The organism is Enterococcus diestrammenae (assembly GCF_049384045.1).
Taxonomy (GTDB): Bacteria; Bacillota; Bacilli; order Lactobacillales; family Enterococcaceae; genus Enterococcus_C; species Enterococcus_C diestrammenae.
Map to the genome: position 1 here is coordinate 125901 of NZ_JBMRGR010000006.1, position 19968 is coordinate 145868.

The window sequence follows — 19968 nt, forward strand, 5'->3', positions numbered from 1 at the left end:
TGCGGCTGCTGTTTTTTTCTATTCTCGAGTATGAACTACCTAATTTTGATGTCTTGAAAAAGGTGAAATTTAGCTCCGTAGGAATTGGTATGACGGTAGCTAGACCGGCAAATGCCAAATGAAAGGCGATTTGTCATTTGACTCTGAGCTTCAAACTTAGAGTAAGTGTCACAAGTGCCACCGACTCTAAGTACATTCATCTCAGTCTTTAGAGCTACTGTCATACCAATTCTACTACGCTAAATTTCACCTTTTTCACGGTATGCTTGCTACATTTCAAGAAAGAAAATTGTTAGTCTTGAATAGCAAAGATAATCAATTGCTTATCAACAAAACTGGGTGGACTTGCTGTAGGAGGAGTACTTGGGGTGTAGTGTTAGGGATGTCCGAGGGCTAAAGAGTCATCTGCGCATACAGTTACATCTAAGCAGAAATCGCTAAGATGAACTAGCAAATTATTGGTTGTTATCCGCCTGATTTTTGGTGGACTTACAACAAGTTTGACTTCGGCAAGGCAAATGACAACAGCTCTTTGGTTGGCATTTGTCGGTTCCACTACACCCCGAGGGATTCTTCGGAAGCAAGTCCGCCCTGTTTTCTTAGAGCCTCAACTATGAACTACCTAATTTTGATGTCACGAAAGAGGTGCTATTTGGCTTCGGAGGAATTGGCATAATACAGCTGGTTCAATCCCGCTAAATAGTACCTTTTTTGCGATATATAGGCACATCTACCAGATAAGGGGATTGCCGAGTTAAATGGGGAGCTAAAATTATTTATCAACAAAACAGAGTGAACCTTTTTTCGTCGTTCGTTTAATCCGCCTTTTACCTCTAGTTGTCATGGGTCGAATGTGGTACAGTCAAAGTAATCAGGATTGCATATGGGGAGGAAACAAGTTGAGAATTGTTATTTTAGGAGCGGGCAAAGTCGGCTTTACGTTATGTGCCCAACTAGCTGAAGAAGATCATGATGTATTGGTGATTGATCGAGAAGCTGATAAGATTGAACGATTAGTGGATCGCTATGATGTATTGGGGATTACTGGCAATGGGGCGACCTTTCAGATTTTGACTGAGGCGCAAGTGGAAGAGGCAGATATTTTTATTGCGGTAACGGATTCTGATGAATTGAATTTGCTGGCGGGGCTGTTGGCTAAACGGCTAGGAGCAGGAAATTGTATCGTACGGGTGCGTAATCCTGAATATTTGGAGCAACGAGAGTTCATGAAGGAAACCATGGGTCTGTCCATGATTGTCAATCCAGAACTTGAGGCGGCCTTTGAAATTCGGCGGATGATATTGTTTCCTTCAGCGGTGAAGGTGGACACCTTTGCCAATGGACGCATTGAGTTGGCGGAGTTTCGGATTACTGCTAAGAGTTCCTTGACGGGGAAATTTTTGTATCAATTACCTAAGCTTTCCAAGGCAAAGGTGCTGATCTGTGCCATTAGTCGGCAGGAGGAAATCTTGATTCCTGATGGCAATGCCCAATTGCAGGAAAATGATCGTATCTATGTCATTGGTCAACACCAAAATCTTGTGCGCTTTTGCCGGGATATCCGTTTGTTTGAGCAAAAAATTCAGCGGGTGATGATTGTCGGCGGTGGTCGGATTGCTTATTATTTAGCGACGCAGCTAGCGGAACTGGGCTTGACTGTCAAAATCATCGAGAGCCAACAGCAGCGGGCGCAGGAATTATCGGAAAAATTTCCTCATCTGACGGTGATTCATTCAGATGGCAGTGATGAAGTGGTGTTGGAAGAAGAGGGCTTAGCTCGAATGGATGCCTTTGTGGCTTTGACGGGCTTGGACGAAGAAAATATTGTCATGAGTCTGTACGCTAAGCAGCAAAAGGTTAAGAAAACCATTGCCAAAGTGACTCGGATGGATTTCGCCCAAGTTTTGGAGCAGCTGGCCATCGACAGTGTGGTTTCTCCCAAAAGCATCATCGCCAATCAGATTTTGAGTTATGTACGGGCTAAGGATTTACAGGATGAAAGCTCGGGAGTGCGGCGGATGTATCGCCTGATTCACGACCAAGTGGAAGCTTTGGAATTTGTGGTGACAGAGAGCTGCTCTTTTAAAAATCAGCCACTAAAAACCTTGAATACCAAAGAAAACTTGCTGATAGCGGCGATTTCTCGAGGCAAGCAAACCATCGTGCCGGATGGGGAGACAGTGTTGCGCCCAGGAGATCACGTGATTATTGTTGCGAAAGAAGAAAAAATCCATTCACTAGAAATGATACTTAAAGGAACTCGTTAGCTGATGAATAAAAAAATGATTGTCTATTTGTTAGGAAAAATTCTCCAAGCAGAAGGGCTAATGTTATTACTACCAACGTTAGTAGCAGTCATCTATCAAGAATCGTTGGTGGCAAGCTATGGTGGCTTGGCTTGCTTGCTTTTGGTGATGGGCGGTTTGATTAGTTTAAAAGCGCCAAAAGATAAAGGTATCTTCATTAAGGAAGGCTTGTTTATTGTCGGTGTTAGTTGGGTACTGTTGTCCTTTTTTGGTGCGGTGCCACTGGTGGTCTCTGGTGAAATGCCTCATTTTGCAGATGCTTTTTTTGAGGTGGTATCAGGCTTTACTACCACTGGCGCGACGGTTTTATCGGATATTGATGCCTTGAGTCATGCCAGTCTATTTTGGCGCAGTTTCACTCACTGGGTGGGTGGTATGGGGATTTTGGTCTTTACTGTGGCTTTTATCCCAGTAGCTTCGGGACGGACAATGCATATTTTGAAAGCGGAAATGCCCGGACCGATTGTTGGGAAGTTGGTATCGAAAACCCGAGTAGCCGCGCGGATTTTGTATTTGCTTTATGGCGCCTTAACCTTGTTAGAAGTGCTTTTTCTGTTGCTAGGTGGCATGCCCTTTTTCGATAGTTTGTTAAATACTTTTGCCACGGCGGGAACTGGCGGCTTTACCATGAGTAATGCCGGTATTATCGGCTATCACAGTCCTTATCTTGAAGGGGTACTGACGGTCTTTATGATCTTGTTCGGGGTGAATTTTAACCTGCTGTTTTTGGTGATTAGCGGTAAGGGATTGCTGGCGTTGAAAAATGAAGAACTTCGCTGGTATTTGGGAATTATTGCGGTGGCGATAGCTTTGCTTACGGTCAATCTGATGTCGGTGTATGATTCGGTGACGACGGCTTTTCGTTATGGTGCGTTTCAAGTGGCGTCGATCATCACCACCACAGGTTTTGTGACGGCTGACTACGATCAGTGGCCGATGTTTTCCCAGACGGTGTTGCTACTGTTGATGTTTGTCGGGGCTAGTGCTGGTTCTACCGGGGGCGGGATGAAGGTGTCCCGCTTAGTGATGGTAGTCAAAAGTGGTGTTAAAGAAATTAAGCGGATGCTCCATCCTCATGGGGTGATTACCGTCGATTTTGAAGGAGCACCTGTCTCGCGGAAAACATTAAATAATATGCATAGCTATTTTATCTTATATGCGTTGGTCTTTTGTAGTGCACTATTGGTGATTTCATTGGAAAATTTGGATTTTCATACCACCTTTTCCGCTGTGGCAACTACTATTAACAATGTTGGACCGGGCTTTAACGGCGTGGGTCCGATGCAAAACTTCGGTGGCTTGAGGGATCTATCCAAATACACCTTGTCATTTACCATGTTGGCGGGACGTTTGGAGATTTTCCCTGTGTTGCTGTTGTTTTCAAAATATTTTTGGAAAGAATAAAAATGAGCAGTCGCCGCTAGTTGTACAACGGGACTGCTCATTTTTGGCGTGGGTTAGATTTCTGGCTTTACTACGATTAAGAGCATTTGGAAGGCGGCCACAGCTTTGAGGGCATGGGGAATGTTGGCAGGCATGACGATGCTTTCGCCGGCGTTCACCAAAAAGGTCTCGTCACCGATGGTAATCTTGGCGGTGCCGGACAAAATGTTGACCATGGCATCACCAGGTGAAGCATGGCGCCCGATTTCTTCATCGGTGTCCAAAGAAAATAAGGTTATGCCCAGGTCTGGCCGTTGGACCAAAGTTTTGCTGGTGACTTGTTCTTCTTCTACAGGGATTTCATCGCGAAGATTCAGCACTTCGCTTTGGGACAGTTTGTCGATAAATGGCATTTTTTTCACTCCTTAATGGTTGGGTTCATTCTCGGTTTGTAGTATTTTACAATTGGTGACGGCTTTCAGGCTGTGACGATAATTTACCGGCAGTGGCAGACAGTCACCGGCGTTGAGCAGCCAGCTATCAGTTTCGCTGGTAACTTCCAGTTGGCCCTCTAACACTTGGATAATCTTAATCAAAGGACTTTCTTCGGCGCTGATGGTTTCTCCTTGGGCCAAAGCTAGCAACGTTATCGGTAGTTTCGTGCCGAAGCGCTTTTTCAAGGAACGGCTGGCAATCTGACCTTCGTGATAATCAAGCAAGTCCGCTAGGTGATAGGACTGAGGAGTTCCAGGCATTCGGGTACCTTCTTTCTGGCATTATTTTAATAACCCTTGTCTTTTTAAGTAGGCATCAATTTGACCGCTTGGTTCTTGGGAGAAGACGTCGCTGAATTTTTTCGTCCAGTCTTTGGTTTCCCGCGCTTCGCCGAATTTCCGCATGGTTTCATCATAGTCTTCAATCAACTGGTAGTCATAGTCTTGATAAGTATCGTAGTGAACTACGGCGGCTTCTGGGAGACGCGGTTTGACTTGCATCTCGACATTCGGTTTGCCAATAGAAAGACCGGCGACTGGAAAGACATAATCTGGCAAGTGTAAGAGTTCGGCGACTTCTTTGAGATTGTTGCGGATACTGCCCACAACGACGCTACCGAGACCTAGCGCTTCCACTGCCACCACAGCATTTTGCAAAGCTAAGGCAGCATCAGCGGTAGCCACTAGCAAAGGATCGATGCTTTCCCCGACGTGATAAGGTACCTGATGTTGTTCGGCGACTTTTTGAGTGCGTTTGAGATCTGCTAAAAAGACTAAAAATACCGAACTATGAAGCATATGGGGGTTACGGGGATTCCATTCCACCAGTTTTTCGCGAAGGCCTTGGTCTTTGATGACTAAGATGGAATACAATTGGCCATTCATCCAAGTGGGAGCCTGGCGAGCGCTATCTAGGATTTGTTGTAGGTTTTCATCGGAAAGTTGATAATCCTCGTCAAAGTGACGGTAAGTTCGGTGTGCTTGTAACTGTTTGATGGTTTCTTTCATGGGTAGCTAGTTCTCCTTCTTTTTTAGTTTTTCCGTAATATTCGTGAGACGCTGGACAAACGCTGTCAGCTGCTCTGCTTCTAGCCGGGTGTAGTTGATTCTCATGGACATTGTATCATTGCTGAAGAGAAAAGCCGGTGCTACCAGCAAGCCCGCTTTCAAAAAAGGTTCCCAGTCCCGTCTAGTCAACAGGTGATGACGCCAAGTCAGCCAGGTGTATAAACCGCCTTTGATGGGACGAACCTGCCAATCGGCGGTTAGCGGCTTGAGACTGGTGGTAAAAGCTGCTCCTCGTTGGCGTAACTCAGCGATTAGTCGGCTATGATTGGGCTCATAGGTGGCCGAACGCAAGGCGCTGTCTGCCAAAAGCTGGGAGAAAATATTGGTTTCAACATCCATCCGTTGTTTGGCACTGGCGAGGCTGGCAATCAACGGGCTGGGCGCCAAAAGCCAGCCGATTTTGATAGAAGGCCCGAAAAGTTTGGATAAAGACCCGAGGTAGATGACTTGATCGGTGGCTAATGTTTTTAACTTTGGCAGAGGTGTGCCAAAGTCCAACTCCCCAAACACATCGTCTTCGATAATGGGGACGTAGTGTTTTTGACAGACGGCGATGATGGCTTTTCGTCGAGGCAAACTCATCAAACGACCGGTGGGATTTTGGAAACTTGGATTTAAGTATAAAAAGCGAATCTTTTTTTGAATGATGCATTGCTCTAAGGCTTCCGGTAAGATTCCTTCTTCATCGCAGGCCACTCCTGCTAGCAAGATGCCAAGGGACTGAAACATCGGCAAAGAGAATAAAAAGGAGGGTTCTTCCGTAGCAACGACTTCTCCGGGACTTAGTAAGGACTGCAGGAGCAAAGAAATTCCTTGCGAAGAACCAGACGTGATCAATAAATCTTGACCGGTGCCATCCAGACCGTAGTTGTTGGCTAATTTCGCCAAAATTTGGTCTTTAAGCGGCTGATAGCCGGTGGCAGTCAGACTATTTTCTGCTTCAAGAATCTTTTCCCAACGCATCGCAGGAAAACTAAAATCGGGAATCAAACTAGTGGGGAGCTCTCCAGTGTGAAGATCCAGGACGTCCGGCTGTTCTTTTCGTTGATTTAGTTCCACTAGGTAGGGGTCTGGAGTAAAGGGTGCCTGCCGGAGCAGTTGCTGCCATTGGTATTGGGGGGCTAAGCGACTCCCCCAACGTCCTTTCGCAACTTCGGTACCGCTCCCTTGCCGTCGCGTAATCCAGCCGAGACTGACTAACTCTTCTAACGCATGGTTGACGGTAGAGCGGTTGACACCATAGTTTGCGGCGAGCTGTCGTTCCGGGGGGAGTTTATCGCCGGGATTGAGTTCGCCAGCTTGAATCGCATCGATGACGTGAGTGATGATTTGTTGAAACAAAGGCGCTTTAGCTGAGCGGTCCAGCTGTCTCATCGGGAGTCCTCCTTTTTTTAATCGTCAGAAAATTTAATTGGTTGGTTCTAAAATAAGCCAATTGGTTGTTTTCGTCAAGGAGGAGGGGCGCTATACTCAAAACTAATAAAGGTCTAACAACTTGAATGAAGAGGTGTGACAAATGAAAAAAGTATTGACGATTGCAGGGTCTGATTCAACGGGTGGGGCCGGCTTACAAGCAGATTTGAAAACTTTCCAAGAGTATGGGGTCTTTGGTTTTTCTAGTTTGACCTCAGTAGTGACGATGGATCCGACAGCTGGCTGGTCTCATGAAGTGACGGAGATGCCGGTGGATTTATTAGAGAAACAGTTGATTTCGGTATTTGCTGGCGGACCAGTCGCAGCATTGAAAACAGGAATGATGGGCAACGAGGCCAATATTGCTTTAGCGAGTGAGTACATTGGCAAATATCCTGAGACGAAAGTCGTCATTGATCCGGTCATCGCTTGCAAAGGGACTGCGCAAATTCTCCAGCCTAAAAGCGTGGCTGCTATTAAGGAATATTTACTCCCGCGAGCACTAGTGACGACACCAAATTTGGTGGAAGCCGGGATTTTATCCGAACTGGGTGATTTGACTTCTATCGATGATATGAAAAAAGCGGCTGTGGCTATCCATCAACAAGGAGCGAAAAACGTAGTGGTAAAAGGCGGCCATCGTCTAGGAACAGAAAAAGCGGTGGATCTTTTATATGACGGGCAAGACTTTATTTTGTTAGAAAATGAATTGTATCAAACGGATTGGAATCATGGTGCGGGCTGTACATTTGCTGCAGCGATTACGGCTGGATTAGCGAAAGGGTTGTCGATGGCCGCGGCCGTTCGTCTGGCAAAACAATTTGTGGCGCAAGGTATCCGGCAAGGAGTCGTGGTCAATCCTTACGTCGGTCATGTGTGGCATGGGGCTTACAATAGCGCCGAACACCGGCTGACTCCCGAACTGGATTAAGAGCACTATTATAGAAGAAAGAAGGAGCAACATGAAAAAGACAGTTAGCATTCAAAGTATTGTTTTGGTAGCCTTGTTCGCTGCTTTAACGGTAATAGGAACCACTATTAAAATCCCCTTGCCTACCGGGGCGTTTGTCCACCTAGGAAATGCAGTACTTCTTTTGTCTGTGTTATTGCTAGGCTATTTTAAAGGTTCCTTGGCTGGTGGGTTGGGCTTTTTCATTTTTGATATCATGAATGGCTATGCGACAGAAGCGCCCTATTTTATCTTGGAGAGTTTCATCGTCGGCGCAGCAGCATATGGGGCTTTTCGCCTATTTAAAAAGAATCCTACGCATATTTGGCAAGTTATCGTGATAGGGATAGTGACGGGGATTGCAAAACTCATCATGACCCAAATCAAAAACACTGTTATGAATTTGATTGCCGGAGCGAGCTTTGGCCCGGCATTTGCTGGTGCTTTTGCTAAATTACCAGCAACGGTGATCAACGTCAGCCTGACATTGTTGATTGTGGCGTTGGTTTACTTCCCGCTAAAAGCTGCGATGCGCCGGACGTTCCATCAAGAATTTGTCTGAGAAACAGTGGAGATTGTATCAATAGCAAGTGAAAATCCGTTTAACGACGGATTTTTTGCGTATTTAACGTAAGAGAGTCTAGAAATGGTAACTAAGCCAAAGTTGGTGAAGTGTAATTTCTTACTAATCAAAAATAAAATAGGTGAAATGGGTGGTGGCGGAGTCGGTTTTCCAGGTGCGTTCCTTACCCATCAGGGCTTAGCGCTCCCTAGCTAAGGTTCATATTTTTTAGTCTTAATAAAAAATATAGGTTCAAAGTGAATGAAACCCCTTACGCCAAAAAGGCAGTAAAAACCTTGCCAAAACAAGAAAAAAAGCTTGCTATCAAAGCTTTCATGTACTATAATCAGAAAGGTGCTGTTTACGGAAAACGTGAAAAGCACTGGTGGGATAAGCTTTTATTCTGCCGGCTATGAAATGAGAGGTTGCGACACGCCCGGACGCTTTGCCACGGAAAGGCGCATCGGAAATTTTCATGGAGCCATGTCTACTTTTAAAATAGGCGAAGGAGGGAAAACAATGGCAAAACAAAAAATTCGTATCCGATTAAAAGCGTATGAACATCGTATTTTAGATCAATCCGCGGACAAGATCGTTGAAACGGCAAAAAGAACTGGGGCTTCTGTGTCAGGTCCAATTCCGTTGCCAACTGAACGCAGCTTGTACACTGTTATCCGCGCGACTCACAAATACAAAGATTCACGCGAACAATTCGAAATGCGTACTCACAAACGTCTAATCGACATTGTGAATCCTACACCAAAAACAGTTGATGCTTTGATGAAGCTTGACTTGCCAAGCGGTGTAAACATTGAAATCAAACTATAATCATTAAAACGAAGATGGAGGTGTAATCATGACCAAAGGAATCTTAGGGAAAAAAGTGGGAATGACTCAAATCTTCACCGAATCTGGCGAATTGATCCCAGTAACAGTTGTTGAAGCTACGCCAAACGTAGTATTACAAGTAAAAACTGTAGAAAACGACGGTTACGAAGCGATCCAAGTTGGCTACCAAGATATGCGTGAAGTTTTGTCTAACAAACCTGCGAAAGGTCATGTTGCAAAAGCAAACACGGCTCCTAAGCGCTTCATTCGCGAATTCAAGAATGTTGAGCTTGAGGGCTTAGAAGTCGGTTCAGAAATCAAAGTTGACACATTCGCTGCAGGCGATATCGTCGACGTTACAGGGACTTCAAAAGGTAAAGGATTCCAAGGCGTTATCAAACGTCACGGACAAAGCCGCGGCCCAATGGCACACGGTTCTCGTTACCACCGTCGTCCTGGTTCAATGGGTCCAGTAGCTCCTAACCGGGTCTTCAAGAACAAACACTTGGCTGGCCGTATGGGTGGCAACCGCGTGACTATGCAAAACCTTGAAATCGTTCGGGTTGATGCAGAACGCAACGTTATCCTCATCAAAGGGAATGTGCCAGGCGCGAAAAAATCATTGATTACGATCAAATCTGCTGTTAAAGCGAAATAATCGAGAAAGGGAAGGAGGAACTAAGGAATGCCTAACTTAGCATTATTCAAACAAGATGGTAGCCAAAACGGCGAAATCACATTGAACGAAGAAATTTTCGGTATTGAACCAAATGAATCAGTTGTCTACGATGCAATCATCATGCAACGGGCTTCATTGCGTCAAGGTACACATGCTGTGAAAAACCGCAGCGCAGTCCGAGGCGGTGGCCGTAAACCATGGCGCCAAAAAGGTACTGGTCGTGCCCGTCAAGGTTCAATCCGTTCACCACAATGGCGCGGAGGTGGTATCGTCTTCGGACCAACACCACGTTCTTACAGCTACAAATTGCCTAAAAAAGTTCGTCGCTTAGCAATGAAATCTGTATTGTCAGAAAAAGTTGCAGCGGAAAACTTGGTAGCCGTAGATGCATTGAACTTCGACGCTCCAAAAACAAAAGAATTCAAACAAGTTCTTGCTAACTTGTCAATCGATGCAAAAGTATTGGTTGTCGTAGAACCTGATAACGACTTTGCAGCTTTGTCTGCTCGTAACTTGCCAAACGTTTCTGTTGTCACTTCTGACAATATCAGCGTTTTGGATGTGGCTTCTGCAACTAAAATGTTAGCAACTCAAACTGCTCTTACTCAGATCGAGGAGGTGCTTGCATAATGAACTTACTAGACGTAATCAAACGCCCAGTGATCACTGAAAAATCCATGCTTGCAATGGACGAAAAGAAATATACTTTCGAAGTGGACACAAAAGCAAACAAAACTTTAGTAAAACAAGCTGTTGAAGCAGCTTTTGATGGTGTCAAAGTGAAAAACGTAAACATCGTCAACGTGCGTCCTAAATTCAAACGCATGGGTAAATATGCAGGATATACAAAGAAACGTCGTAAAGCTATTGTGACGTTGACTGAAGACTCAAAAGAAATCCAATTGTTCGACGCTGAATAATCAGCGAGCAATAAAACCATAGGAGGGAAAAAGACGTGGCGATTAAAAAGTACAAACCTACCTCAAATGGTCGTCGTAACATGACAAGCTCTGACTTCGCTGAAATCACTACTTCAACGCCAGAGAAAACATTGTTGGCACCATTGAAAAACAACGCCGGTCGTAACAACAACGGACGCATCACTGTCCGTCATCAAGGTGGCGGCCACAAACGTCAATATCGTTTGATCGATTTCAAACGGAATAAAGACAACGTTGTAGCGGTAGTTAAAACCATCGAATACGATCCAAACCGTTCAGCTAACATCGCATTATTGCACTACACTGATGGGGTGAAAGCTTACATCTTGGCTCCTAAAGGCTTAGAAGTCGGCATGACTGTCGTTTCTGGTCCAGAAGCCGATATTAAAGTGGGGAACGCATTACCATTGGCAAACATTCCAGTCGGTACTGTTGTCCACAACATCGAAATGAAACCAGGTAAAGGCGGACAATTAATCCGTTCAGCTGGGACTTCTGCTCAAGTATTGGGTAAAGAAGGCAAATACGTATTGATCCGTTTGAACTCTGGTGAAGTACGGATGATCTTGGCTACTTGCCGTGCGACTGTCGGTTCTGTTGGTAATGAACAACACGAATTGATCAACATCGGTAAAGCTGGTCGTTCTCGTTGGATGCGTAAACGTCCTACAGTTCGTGGTAGCGTAATGAACCCTAACGATCACCCACACGGTGGTGGTGAAGGTAAAGCACCAATCGGGCGGAAAGCACCAGTATCACCTTGGGGCCAACCTGCATTGGGTTACAAAACACGTAACAAAAAAGCGAAATCCGACAAGCTTATCGTTCGTCGTAGCAAAGCTAAATAATTTCATTGACCATGTGTCAACATTTTGTAAAGGAGGTTCACCATGGGTCGTAGTTTGAAGAAGGGACCTTTCATTGATGAGCATTTGATGAAAAAGGTCGAAGCGCAACAAGGCGCAGAGAAGAAAAAAGTAATCAAAACTTGGTCACGTCGTTCCACGATTTTCCCAAGTTTCATCGGTTTCACTATCGCTGTCTATGATGGACGTAAACACGTTCCTGTTTATATCCAAGAAGACATGGTAGGACATAAATTAGGTGAATTCGCACCAACTAGAACTTACCGTGGCCACGGCGGCGACGATAAGAAAACAAAACGCTAATATTTGAGAGGAGGATCTTACAATGGCTGAACAAATCACATCAGCAAAAGCAACTGCCAAAACAGTTCGCGTCTCTCCTCGCAAATCTCGCATTACGATCGACTTGATCCGCGGGAAAAGCGTTGCGGACGCAATTGCAATCTTAAAATTCACACCAAATAAAGCTGCCGGAATCATCGAAAAAGTTTTGATGTCAGCAGTAGCGAATGCAGAAAATAACTTTGACTTGGATGTTGAAAACTTGTACGTTAGTGAAGCTTTCGTCAATGAAGGCCCAACTATGAAACGTTTCCGTCCTCGTGCGAAAGGATCAGCTTCACCGATCAACAAACGCACAAGTCACATTACTGTAGTCGTATCAGAAAAATAAGGAGGGACAATCAGTGGGTCAAAAAGTACATCCAATTGGAATGCGTGTAGGCGTCATCCGCGACTGGGATGCAAAATGGTATGCTGAAAAAGAATATGCCGACTTCCTGCACGAAGATTTGAGAATCCGTAAATTTATCGCGACTAAACTTGCTGACGCTGCTGTGTCTACAGTTGAGATCGAACGTGCGGCTAACCGCGTGAACGTTTCAATCCACACAGCTAAACCAGGTATGGTCATCGGTAAAGGCGGCTCTGAAGTCGAAAACCTAAGAAAAGAATTAAACAACTTGACCGGCAAACGGGTCCACATCAACATCGTGGAAATCAAAAAACCGGATCTTGATGCAAAATTGGTAGGCGAAGGGATTGCACGTCAATTAGAAGGCCGGGTTGCTTTCCGTCGTGCTCAAAAACAAGCCATCCAACGTACTATGCGTGCGGGTGCTCAAGGGATCAAAACTATGGTATCTGGCCGTTTGAACGGTGCTGATATCGCTCGTTCTGAAGGCTATTCAGAAGGGACTGTGCCTCTTCATACATTGCGTGCCGACATCGACTACGCTTGGGAAGAAGCAAACACTACCTACGGAAAACTAGGAGTGAAAGTGTGGATCTACCGTGGCGAAATCTTGCCTACGAAGAAAAACGCTGAAAACACTGGGAAAGGAGGGAAATAAACATGTTAGTACCTAAACGTGTGAAACACCGTCGTGAGTTCCGTGGCAAAATGCGCGGAGAAGCGAAAGGCGGTAAAGAAATCGCTTTTGGTGAATACGGTTTGCAAGCGTTGGAATCTCATTGGATTACCAACCGTCAAATCGAAGCATCTCGTATTGCCATGACTCGTTACATGAAACGTGGCGGGAAAGTATGGATCAAAATTTTCCCTCACAAATCATATACTGCAAAAGCTATCGGGGTCCGGATGGGTTCTGGTAAAGGGGCTCCTGAAGGTTGGGTTTCTCCAGTAAAACGTGGCAAGATCATGTTTGAAATCGCTGGTGTGCCTGAAGAAGTTGCTCGCGAAGCTTTGCGTCTTGCGGCTCACAAATTGCCAATCAAGACCAAGATCGTAAAACGTGAGGAAATGGGTGGTGAATCGAATGAAGGTTAAAGAAATCAGAGAATTAACCACTGCCGAAATGCTTGATCAAGAAAAGCAATTGAAGGAAGAACTATTCAACTTGCGATTCCAACTTGCAACCGGTCAATTAGAAAACACTGCACGTATTAAAGAAGTACGTAAATCGATTGCACGCATCAAAACTGTTTTGCGTGAACAAGCAAACTAATATTGGAAGGAGGCCATTAAGCGTATGACTGAAGAAAGAAATCAACGCAAAGTTTACCAAGGACGCGTGGTATCTGACAAAATGGACAAAACCATCACTGTTGTGGTTGAAACCAAAAAGAACCACCCAATCTACGGCAAACGCATGAACTACTCTAAGAAATACAAAGCCCACGATGAAAACAACGAAGCAAAAGTTGGCGATATCGTGCGCATTATGGAAACTCGTCCATTATCAGCTACTAAACGTTTCCGGTTATTGGAAATCGTTGAAAAAGCAGTGATTATCTAATCACACGAGATTTTCCTATATAGATTGTACTGAAAATCTGAAAGGAGGATACACATCGTGATCCAACAAGAAAGCCGCTTAAAAGTTGCTGACAACTCAGGCGCTCGCGAAATCTTGACGATTAAAGTCCTTGGTGGTTCAGGCCGCAAGACTGCGAACATCGGTGACGTGATTGTTGCTTCGGTTAAACAAGCAACGCCAGGTGGGGTTGTCAAAAAAGGTGACGTCGTAAAAGCCGTTATCGTTCGTACTAAAACAGGAGCTCGTCGTTCTGACGGTTCATATATTAAATTTGATGAAAATGCTGCGGTAATTATCCGTGACGATAAGAGCCCTCGTGGTACTCGTATCTTTGGCCCAGTTGCCCGTGAATTGCGTGAAAACAACTTCATGAAGATCGTTTCCCTGGCACCGGAAGTATTGTAACAGCCACTTATTCCCAAAGGAGGTGCGAAACAGAAATGTTTGTTAAAAAAGGCGATAAAGTTAAAGTTATCACTGGTAAAGACAAAAACAAAGAAGGCGTTGTTTTAGCTGCTTTCCCTAAAAAAGACAAAGTGATTGTCGAAGGTGTCAACGTTGTGAAGAAACACCAAAAACCTTCACAAGCTGCTCCTCAAGGCGGGATCCTTGAAGTCGAAGCACCCATTCATGTTTCCAACGTGATGGTGATCGATCCTTCAAACGGTCAAGCAACCCGTGTTGGCTACAAAGAAGTCGACGGCAAAAAAGTCCGTGTTTCTAAAAAAACCGGCGAAGTTTTGGATAAATAATTAGCTAGGAAAGGAGGAGCAAACGAATGAACCGCCTGAAAGAAAAATATTCTAAAGAAGTCGTTCCAGCTTTAATGGAAAAATTCAATTACAGTTCAGTGATGCAAGCACCAAAAGTTGACAAAATTGTCATCAACATGGGTGTCGGCGATGCAGTTTCCAACGCTAAAAACTTGGATAAAGCTGTCGAAGAACTTGCTTTGATTTCTGGTCAAAAACCATTGATCACTAAAGCAAAAAAATCAATCGCAGGTTTCCGTCTGCGTGAAGGAATGCCAATTGGTGCGAAAGTTACTTTACGTGGCGAACGCATGTATGAATTCCTTGATAAATTGGTATCAGTTTCCTTACCTCGTGTCCGTGACTTCCACGGCGTGAGCAAAAAGGCCTTTGACGGTCGCGGCAACTACACTTTGGGTATCAAAGAACAATTGATCTTCCCTGAAGTCGATTATGATTTGGTAGACAAAGTCCGCGGGATGGACATCGTAATTGTGACAACTGCACAAACAGACGAAGAATCTCGTGAATTGTTGACGCAACTTGGCATGCCATTTGCAAAATAAAAAAAGGAGGCGAACTACGTGGCTAAAAAATCAATGATTGCTAAAAACAAACGCCCTGCAAAATTCTCTTCTCAAGAATACACACGTTGCGAACGTTGCGGACGTCCACATTCAGTTTATCGTAAATTCAAGCTTTGCCGTATTTGCTTCCGCGAACTTGCCTATAAAGGACAAATTCCCGGCGTGAAAAAAGCTAGCTGGTAAACCAGAAAACTCGCATAAAGGAGGTAAATCATCCAATGGTCATGACAGATCCAATCGCAGACTTTCTGACTCGTATTCGTAATGCCAACATGGTAAAACACGAATCACTGGAAGTACCTGCATCAAAAATCAAACGTGATATCGCTGAAATCCTGAAAAAAGAAGGATTTGTTCGCGATGTTGAGTATATTGAAGATGACAAACAAGGCGTGATCCGCGTTTTCTTGAAATATGGGAAAAACGGCGAACGCGTCATCACCAACTTGAAGCGTATCTCTAAACCAGGCTTGCGGGCTTACGTCAAAGCTGACGAAGTACCAAAAGTATTGAACGGTTTGGGTATCGCAATCTTGTCTACTTCTGAAGGTGTAATCACCGATAAAGAAGCACGGGCGAAAAACATCGGCGGCGAAGTTGTCGCATACGTATGGTAATCCAATAATTATACAAGGAGGTGTCTTCAAGTGAGTCGTATCGGTAATAAAATCGTTGTGTTGCCTGCTGGCGTTGAAGTCAAGCAAGATGGACATGACATCACTGTTAAAGGTCCTAAAGGTGAATTGACTCGTACGTTCTCTTCTGATATCGAAATGAATATCGAAGGAAACGAAGTAACATTCACTCGTCCTAATGACAGCAAAGAAATGAAAACTATCCACGGAACTACTCGTGCCAACTTCAACAACATGGTGGTAGGTGTTTCCGAAGGTTTCCAAAAAGCGTTGGAACTTCAAGGGGTCGGTTATCGTGCCCAACTGCAAGGTAAAAAACTTGTCTTGGCTGTTGGTTACTCTCACCCTGTCGAAATCGACGCACCGGCTGGAATCGAAATTGAAGTACCAAACAATACTTCAATCATCGTAAAAGGCATCAACAAGGAAGTTGTCGGCGAATTGGCTGCCAATATCCGTGGCGTACGTCCACCAGAACCTTACAAAGGCAAAGGGATCCGCTATGTCGGCGAATTTGTCCGTCGTAAAGAAGGTAAAACTGGTAAATAATCGTTTCTTTGAAAGTGCACTGGCAACCATTAGCAAATTGCTAACAACAAGGTGGCACTTTCTGCTGGGAACGCATCGCAGCTTCGGCTAGCAAATATAAAGAGGTGACAATTGTGATTACAAAACCAGATAAAAATAAAACACGTCAAAAGCGTCATCGTCGTGTCCGTAACAAAATCTCTGGTACTGCTGAGTGCCCACGCTTGAACGTTTTCCGTTCTAACAAAAACATCTACGCGCAAGTAATTGATGACGTAGCGGGTGTGACGCTAGCAAGTGCCTCTACCTTGGATAAAGAAATTTCAGGTAGCACAAAAACCGAACAAGCACAAGCTGTCGGTAAATTAGTTGCAGAACGTGCTGCAGCAAAAGATGTTAAAGTCGTTGTCTTTGACCGTGGTGGGTACCTTTACCATGGCCGTGTGCAAGCTTTGGCTGAAGCTGCACGCGAAAATGGACTTGAATTTTAAGAGAAGGAGGAACACCATTCATGACTTACATTGATCCAAATCATTTGGAATTGGAAGATCGCGTTGTTGCTATCAACCGCGTAACTAAAGTAGTTAAAGGTGGACGTCGTTTGCGTTTTGCGGCCTTAGTAGTCGTAGGCGACAAAAACGGTCATGTAGGCTTTGGTACTGGTAAAGCTCAAGAAGTACCTGAAGCTATTCGTAAAGCAATTGAAGCTGCGAAGAAAAACTTGGTTGAAGTACCAATGGTTGGTTCAACTATTCCTCACGAAGTCATCGGCGTATTCGGCGGCGGTCGCATCTTGATGAAACCAGCTGTTGAAGGTTCTGGAGTTGCTGCCGGTGGTCCAGTTCGTGCGGTCTTGGAATTGGCCGGTGTTGGCGATGTGACATCTAAATCACTTGGTTCTAACACACCAATCAATGTTGTACGTGCTACTGTTGAAGGTTTGACACAATTGAAACGGGCGGAAGAAGTTGCAGAACTTCGTGGCGTATCCGTTGAAGAATTGATCGGATAAGGAGGACAAAGCTAATGGCTGATTTGAAAATTACTTTGAAGCGCAGCGTTATCGGTCGTCCTCAAAACCAACGGGACACTGCTAAAGCATTGGGCTTGAACAAAATCAACGCAACTGTCGTAAAACCTGCCAATGAAGCAATCAAAGGCATGGTTAATACGATTTCTCACTTGGTAGATGTGGAAGAAGTTTAATTTCCCTGCTACCCGCTATTTTGATTAAGGAGGTGCCAACCTATGAAACTTCATGAAATGAAACCTGCAGAAGGTTCTCGTCAAGTACGTAATCGTGTCGGTCGCGGAACATCATCCGGTAACGGTAAAACTTCCGGACGCGGTCAAAAAGGTCAAAAATCCCGTTCAGGCGGTGGTGTACGTTTAGGCTTTGAAGGGGGACAAACACCATTGTTCCGTCGCTTGCCAAAACGCGGCTTTACTAACATTAACCGTAAAGAATACGCAGTCATCAACTTGGACGTCTTGAACCGTTTTGAAGATGGAACTGAAGTAACAGCTGTTACCTTGGTAGAAGCTGGAATCGTGAAATCTGAAAAAGCTGGAATTAAAGTTCTTGCTAACGGTGAATTGACTAAGAAATTGACTGTTAAAGCAGCTAAATTCTCGAAAGCAGCCGAAGAAGCAATTGTTGCTGCTGGCGGATCTATCGAGGTGATCTGATGATTAAGCTGTTGCGGGACTCCTTTAAAGTCAAAGAAATTCGTTCGAAAATTTTCTTTACGATCTTTGCCTTATTTGTCTTTCGTCTTGGTGCCCATATTACGGTACCAGGCGTAGACGCCAGCCGTCTGCAAAGCATCTCAGAACTGCCTTTTCTAAACATGTTGAATATCGTAAGTGGTAGCGCAATGCAAAACTTTTCGATCTTCGCCATGGGTGTTTCACCATATATCACGGCTTCCATCGTGATTCAATTGTTACAAATGGATATCGTACCGAAGTTTGTGGAATGGTCGAAACAAGGGGAAGTCGGTCGTCGTAAGCTGAATCAGGCGACGCGGATCCTAACCTTGATCCTCGGATTTGTCCAATCAATCGGGATCACATTTGGTTTCAACTCTTTTACCCAATTAGGCTTTGTCAAAGATACCACCGTCGCAAACTTTGTGGTGATTGGTTTGATTTTGACAGCCGGGACGATGTTCGTCACTTGGTTGGGAGAACAAATCACTGAAAAAGGCGTCGGTAACGGCGTATCAATGATTATCTTTGCCGGGATTATTTCACGGATGCCTACTGATATCAAAGGTTTGATTGAAGATTATTTCATCAATATCGAGTCCTCTGAAATCTGGAAATCCGTTATTTTCATGGTAGTACTAATCATTGCAATCTTGGTCATCGTGACCCTGGTGACATATGTGCAACAGGCTGAACGAAAGATCCCGATTCAATATACAAAACGGGTGCAAGGTGCGCCAACTAGCAGTTACTTGCCTATCAAGGTGAATGCTGCCGGCGTGATCCCGGTTATTTTTGCCAGCTCCTTTATCGCTACTCCAAATGCTATTTTGCAAGCTTTGGGTACGAACCATCAAGGGAAGGGTTGGTATGAAGTAATGACCCAAATCTTTAGCTACAACACAGCGCCTGGTGCTATCATCTACACTGTGTTAATCGTAGCATTTACTTTCTTCTATGCTTTCGTGCAAGTCAACCCTGAGAAATTGGCGGAAAACTTGCAAAAACAAGGTAGCTACATTCCAAGTGTGCGACCTGGTAAAGGTACAGAAGATTATGTTTCTGGATTGTTGATGCGTTTGAGTGCTGTTGGGGCCCTCTTCCTTGGTTTGGTAGCCTTGTTACCAATCTTGGCGCAAATGATTTGGAATCTTCCTCAGTCGATTGGCTTGGGGGGAACAAGTTTATTGATCGTTATCGGTGTTGCGCTGGAAACTGCGAAACAGTTAGAAGGCTTGATGTTGAAACGGAAATATACTGGTTTTATTAATTAATGTGGCAGCGGGTTGAGGACTTCTCCTCAACACCGTTACACCGCTACAGGAGGAGTTAGCATGAACCTTGTATTGATGGGTCTGCCGGGTGCCGGCAAAGGGACTCAAGCAGAGCGGATCGTTGCTGAATATAAAATTCCCCAAATTTCAACTGGTGATATGTTTCGGGCTGCAATGGCCAATGAAACAAAGCTAGGGTTGGAAGCAAAATCTTTCATGGACAAAGGTGAGTTAGTTCCCGATGATGTCACAAACGGCATCGTGAAAGAACGCTTAGCTGAACCAGATACAGACAAAGGCTTTTTGTTGGATGGTTTTCCTCGGACATTGGATCAAGCCAAAGCGTTGGATCAAATGTTGAAAGACCTAGGCAAAAAATTGGATGCTGTTATCGAAATTCATGTCCCTGAAGAGGTTCTCGTTGAACGGTTAGCTGGACGCTACATCTGCCGTGACTGTGGTGCGACTTATCACAAAATCTTCAACCCGACGAAGGTTGAAGGAACCTGTGATCGTTGTGGCGGACATGACTTTTACCAACGAGAAGATGATAAGCCTGAGACGGTCAAAAATCGTCTCGCTGTCAATATTAAAAGCAGTGAACCAATCTTAAGTTACTATAAAGAACAAGGTTTATTGCAATCTATTGATGGTGATCGTGATATCGATGCTGTCTTTAATGATGTTAAAGAAATCATCGAGTAACGTGTGCTG

General features: G+C 44.6%; 31 protein-coding genes. 27 read left to right on the plus strand and 4 right to left on the minus strand.

All coding sequences use genetic code 11. The features are described from left to right. The first annotated feature begins 899 nt into the window (after nucleotides 1–899). Nucleotides 900–2267, plus strand: a complete 1368-nt coding sequence (gene trkA, locus ACO03U_RS06075) for a Trk system potassium transporter TrkA (RefSeq protein WP_204686095.1) — start codon at nucleotides 900–902, stop codon at nucleotides 2265–2267. A gap of 3 nt (nucleotides 2268–2270) precedes the next feature. Beyond that, the gene (locus tag ACO03U_RS06080) at nucleotides 2271–3710 is read left to right on the plus strand and encodes a TrkH family potassium uptake protein (RefSeq protein ID WP_161870247.1); all 1440 of its coding nucleotides are present in this window, start codon (nucleotides 2271–2273) and stop codon (nucleotides 3708–3710) included. 53 nt (nucleotides 3711–3763) lie between these two features. Here the strand turns inward: ACO03U_RS06080 and ACO03U_RS06085 are convergent, their stop codons facing one another. From ACO03U_RS06085 to ACO03U_RS06100, 4 genes are read right to left on the minus strand one after another with little or no spacing between them, the layout of a single operon-like run. Beyond that, nucleotides 3764–4102: a cupin domain-containing protein gene (locus tag ACO03U_RS06085; RefSeq protein WP_161870248.1), complete on the minus strand. Its 339-nt coding sequence runs from the start codon at nucleotides 4100–4102 to the stop codon at nucleotides 3764–3766. Nucleotides 4103–4114: 12 nt separating this feature from the next. Continuing rightward, entirely contained in the window at nucleotides 4115–4444 is a 330-nt protein-coding gene (locus tag ACO03U_RS06090; RefSeq protein WP_204686093.1) for a cupin domain-containing protein, read from the minus strand. 21 nt (nucleotides 4445–4465) lie between these two features. Continuing rightward, nucleotides 4466–5191 carry an NADPH-dependent oxidoreductase gene (locus tag ACO03U_RS06095; RefSeq protein ID WP_204686091.1) on the minus strand — a complete coding sequence of 242 codons (726 nt, stop codon included), beginning with the start codon at nucleotides 5189–5191 and terminating at the stop codon, nucleotides 4466–4468. A 6-nt stretch (nucleotides 5192–5197) separates the two neighbouring features. Then, nucleotides 5198–6625 (minus strand): aminotransferase-like domain-containing protein, encoded by a 1428-nt coding sequence (locus tag ACO03U_RS06100; protein WP_204686089.1) that lies wholly within the window; start codon nucleotides 6623–6625, stop codon nucleotides 5198–5200. A gap of 142 nt (nucleotides 6626–6767) precedes the next feature. Here ACO03U_RS06100 and thiD point away from each other — a divergent pair, with 142 nt between their 5' ends. The 25 genes from thiD (at nucleotide 6768) to ACO03U_RS06225 (ending at nucleotide 19959) form a co-directional block, all read left to right on the plus strand. After that, the gene (gene thiD / locus ACO03U_RS06105) at nucleotides 6768–7595 is read left to right on the plus strand and encodes a bifunctional hydroxymethylpyrimidine kinase/phosphomethylpyrimidine kinase (protein WP_161870252.1); all 828 of its coding nucleotides are present in this window, start codon (nucleotides 6768–6770) and stop codon (nucleotides 7593–7595) included. A 31-nt stretch (nucleotides 7596–7626) separates the two neighbouring features. After that, a complete protein-coding gene (locus ACO03U_RS06110) occupies nucleotides 7627–8175 on the plus strand; it encodes an ECF transporter S component (RefSeq protein WP_161870253.1) in 549 nt (182 codons plus the stop codon). 519 nt (nucleotides 8176–8694) lie between these two features. Then, complete coding sequence (rpsJ, locus tag ACO03U_RS06115) at nucleotides 8695–9003, plus strand: 30S ribosomal protein S10 (RefSeq protein WP_005880808.1); 309 nt, start codon at nucleotides 8695–8697, stop codon at nucleotides 9001–9003. A gap of 28 nt (nucleotides 9004–9031) precedes the next feature. Then, nucleotides 9032–9661: a 50S ribosomal protein L3 gene (gene rplC, locus ACO03U_RS06120; RefSeq protein ID WP_161870254.1), complete on the plus strand. Its 630-nt coding sequence runs from the start codon at nucleotides 9032–9034 to the stop codon at nucleotides 9659–9661. A gap of 27 nt (nucleotides 9662–9688) precedes the next feature. Next, nucleotides 9689–10312 (plus strand): 50S ribosomal protein L4, encoded by a 624-nt coding sequence (gene rplD, locus ACO03U_RS06125; RefSeq protein ID WP_161870255.1) that lies wholly within the window; start codon nucleotides 9689–9691, stop codon nucleotides 10310–10312. Next, a complete protein-coding gene (locus ACO03U_RS06130) occupies nucleotides 10312–10602 on the plus strand; it encodes a 50S ribosomal protein L23 (RefSeq protein ID WP_161870256.1) in 291 nt (96 codons plus the stop codon). Before rplD ends, ACO03U_RS06130 begins: the two co-directional genes overlap by 1 nt. A 35-nt stretch (nucleotides 10603–10637) precedes the next feature. Beyond that, complete coding sequence (rplB, locus tag ACO03U_RS06135; RefSeq protein ID WP_161870257.1) at nucleotides 10638–11471, plus strand: 50S ribosomal protein L2; 834 nt, start codon at nucleotides 10638–10640, stop codon at nucleotides 11469–11471. Between the two features lie 42 nt (nucleotides 11472–11513). Continuing rightward, entirely contained in the window at nucleotides 11514–11792 is a 279-nt protein-coding gene (gene rpsS / locus ACO03U_RS06140) for a 30S ribosomal protein S19 (RefSeq protein WP_161870258.1), read from the plus strand. Nucleotides 11793–11814: 22 nt separating this feature from the next. Continuing rightward, entirely contained in the window at nucleotides 11815–12162 is a 348-nt protein-coding gene (rplV, locus tag ACO03U_RS06145; RefSeq protein WP_204686087.1) for a 50S ribosomal protein L22, read from the plus strand. Between the two features lie 13 nt (nucleotides 12163–12175). Beyond that, complete coding sequence (gene rpsC, locus ACO03U_RS06150) at nucleotides 12176–12841, plus strand: 30S ribosomal protein S3 (protein WP_161870260.1); 666 nt, start codon at nucleotides 12176–12178, stop codon at nucleotides 12839–12841. Nucleotides 12842–12843: 2 nt separating this feature from the next. Beyond that, nucleotides 12844–13278, plus strand: a complete 435-nt coding sequence (gene rplP / locus ACO03U_RS06155) for a 50S ribosomal protein L16 (protein ID WP_161870261.1) — start codon at nucleotides 12844–12846, stop codon at nucleotides 13276–13278. Beyond that, a complete protein-coding gene (gene rpmC, locus ACO03U_RS06160; RefSeq protein WP_161870262.1) occupies nucleotides 13268–13456 on the plus strand; it encodes a 50S ribosomal protein L29 in 189 nt (62 codons plus the stop codon). Before rplP ends, rpmC begins: the two co-directional genes overlap by 11 nt. A gap of 24 nt (nucleotides 13457–13480) precedes the next feature. Then, a complete protein-coding gene (gene rpsQ, locus ACO03U_RS06165) occupies nucleotides 13481–13747 on the plus strand; it encodes a 30S ribosomal protein S17 (RefSeq protein WP_161870263.1) in 267 nt (88 codons plus the stop codon). A 57-nt stretch (nucleotides 13748–13804) separates the two neighbouring features. Further along, nucleotides 13805–14173, plus strand: coding sequence for a 50S ribosomal protein L14 (rplN, locus tag ACO03U_RS06170; protein ID WP_161870264.1), 369 nt, complete (start codon nucleotides 13805–13807; stop codon nucleotides 14171–14173). Between the two features lie 35 nt (nucleotides 14174–14208). After that, on the plus strand, nucleotides 14209–14520 hold the full coding sequence (rplX, locus tag ACO03U_RS06175) for a 50S ribosomal protein L24 (protein WP_161870265.1): 312 nt from the start codon (nucleotides 14209–14211) through the stop codon (nucleotides 14518–14520). 26 nt (nucleotides 14521–14546) lie between these two features. Next, nucleotides 14547–15086, plus strand: coding sequence for a 50S ribosomal protein L5 (gene rplE / locus ACO03U_RS06180; protein WP_161870266.1), 540 nt, complete (start codon nucleotides 14547–14549; stop codon nucleotides 15084–15086). Nucleotides 15087–15104: 18 nt separating this feature from the next. Beyond that, nucleotides 15105–15290 (plus strand): type Z 30S ribosomal protein S14, encoded by a 186-nt coding sequence (locus ACO03U_RS06185; RefSeq protein WP_010754753.1) that lies wholly within the window; start codon nucleotides 15105–15107, stop codon nucleotides 15288–15290. A 35-nt stretch (nucleotides 15291–15325) separates the two neighbouring features. Next, nucleotides 15326–15724, plus strand: a complete 399-nt coding sequence (rpsH, locus tag ACO03U_RS06190) for a 30S ribosomal protein S8 (RefSeq protein WP_161870267.1) — start codon at nucleotides 15326–15328, stop codon at nucleotides 15722–15724. A gap of 30 nt (nucleotides 15725–15754) precedes the next feature. Next, nucleotides 15755–16291, plus strand: coding sequence for a 50S ribosomal protein L6 (gene rplF / locus ACO03U_RS06195; protein WP_161870268.1), 537 nt, complete (start codon nucleotides 15755–15757; stop codon nucleotides 16289–16291). A 113-nt stretch (nucleotides 16292–16404) separates the two neighbouring features. Continuing rightward, on the plus strand, nucleotides 16405–16761 hold the full coding sequence (gene rplR / locus ACO03U_RS06200; protein WP_161870269.1) for a 50S ribosomal protein L18: 357 nt from the start codon (nucleotides 16405–16407) through the stop codon (nucleotides 16759–16761). Between the two features lie 20 nt (nucleotides 16762–16781). Then, entirely contained in the window at nucleotides 16782–17282 is a 501-nt protein-coding gene (rpsE, locus tag ACO03U_RS06205) for a 30S ribosomal protein S5 (protein WP_161870270.1), read from the plus strand. 14 nt (nucleotides 17283–17296) lie between these two features. Beyond that, entirely contained in the window at nucleotides 17297–17476 is a 180-nt protein-coding gene (gene rpmD / locus ACO03U_RS06210) for a 50S ribosomal protein L30 (RefSeq protein WP_161870271.1), read from the plus strand. A 42-nt stretch (nucleotides 17477–17518) separates the two neighbouring features. After that, on the plus strand, nucleotides 17519–17959 hold the full coding sequence (gene rplO, locus ACO03U_RS06215) for a 50S ribosomal protein L15 (protein ID WP_161870272.1): 441 nt from the start codon (nucleotides 17519–17521) through the stop codon (nucleotides 17957–17959). Further along, the gene (gene secY, locus ACO03U_RS06220) at nucleotides 17959–19254 is read left to right on the plus strand and encodes a preprotein translocase subunit SecY (RefSeq protein ID WP_161870273.1); all 1296 of its coding nucleotides are present in this window, start codon (nucleotides 17959–17961) and stop codon (nucleotides 19252–19254) included. The genes rplO and secY overlap by 1 nt, the downstream gene beginning before the upstream one ends. Nucleotides 19255–19314: 60 nt before the next feature. Continuing rightward, a complete protein-coding gene (locus ACO03U_RS06225; protein WP_161870274.1) occupies nucleotides 19315–19959 on the plus strand; it encodes an adenylate kinase in 645 nt (214 codons plus the stop codon). The last annotated feature ends 9 nt before the right edge of the window (nucleotides 19960–19968 follow it).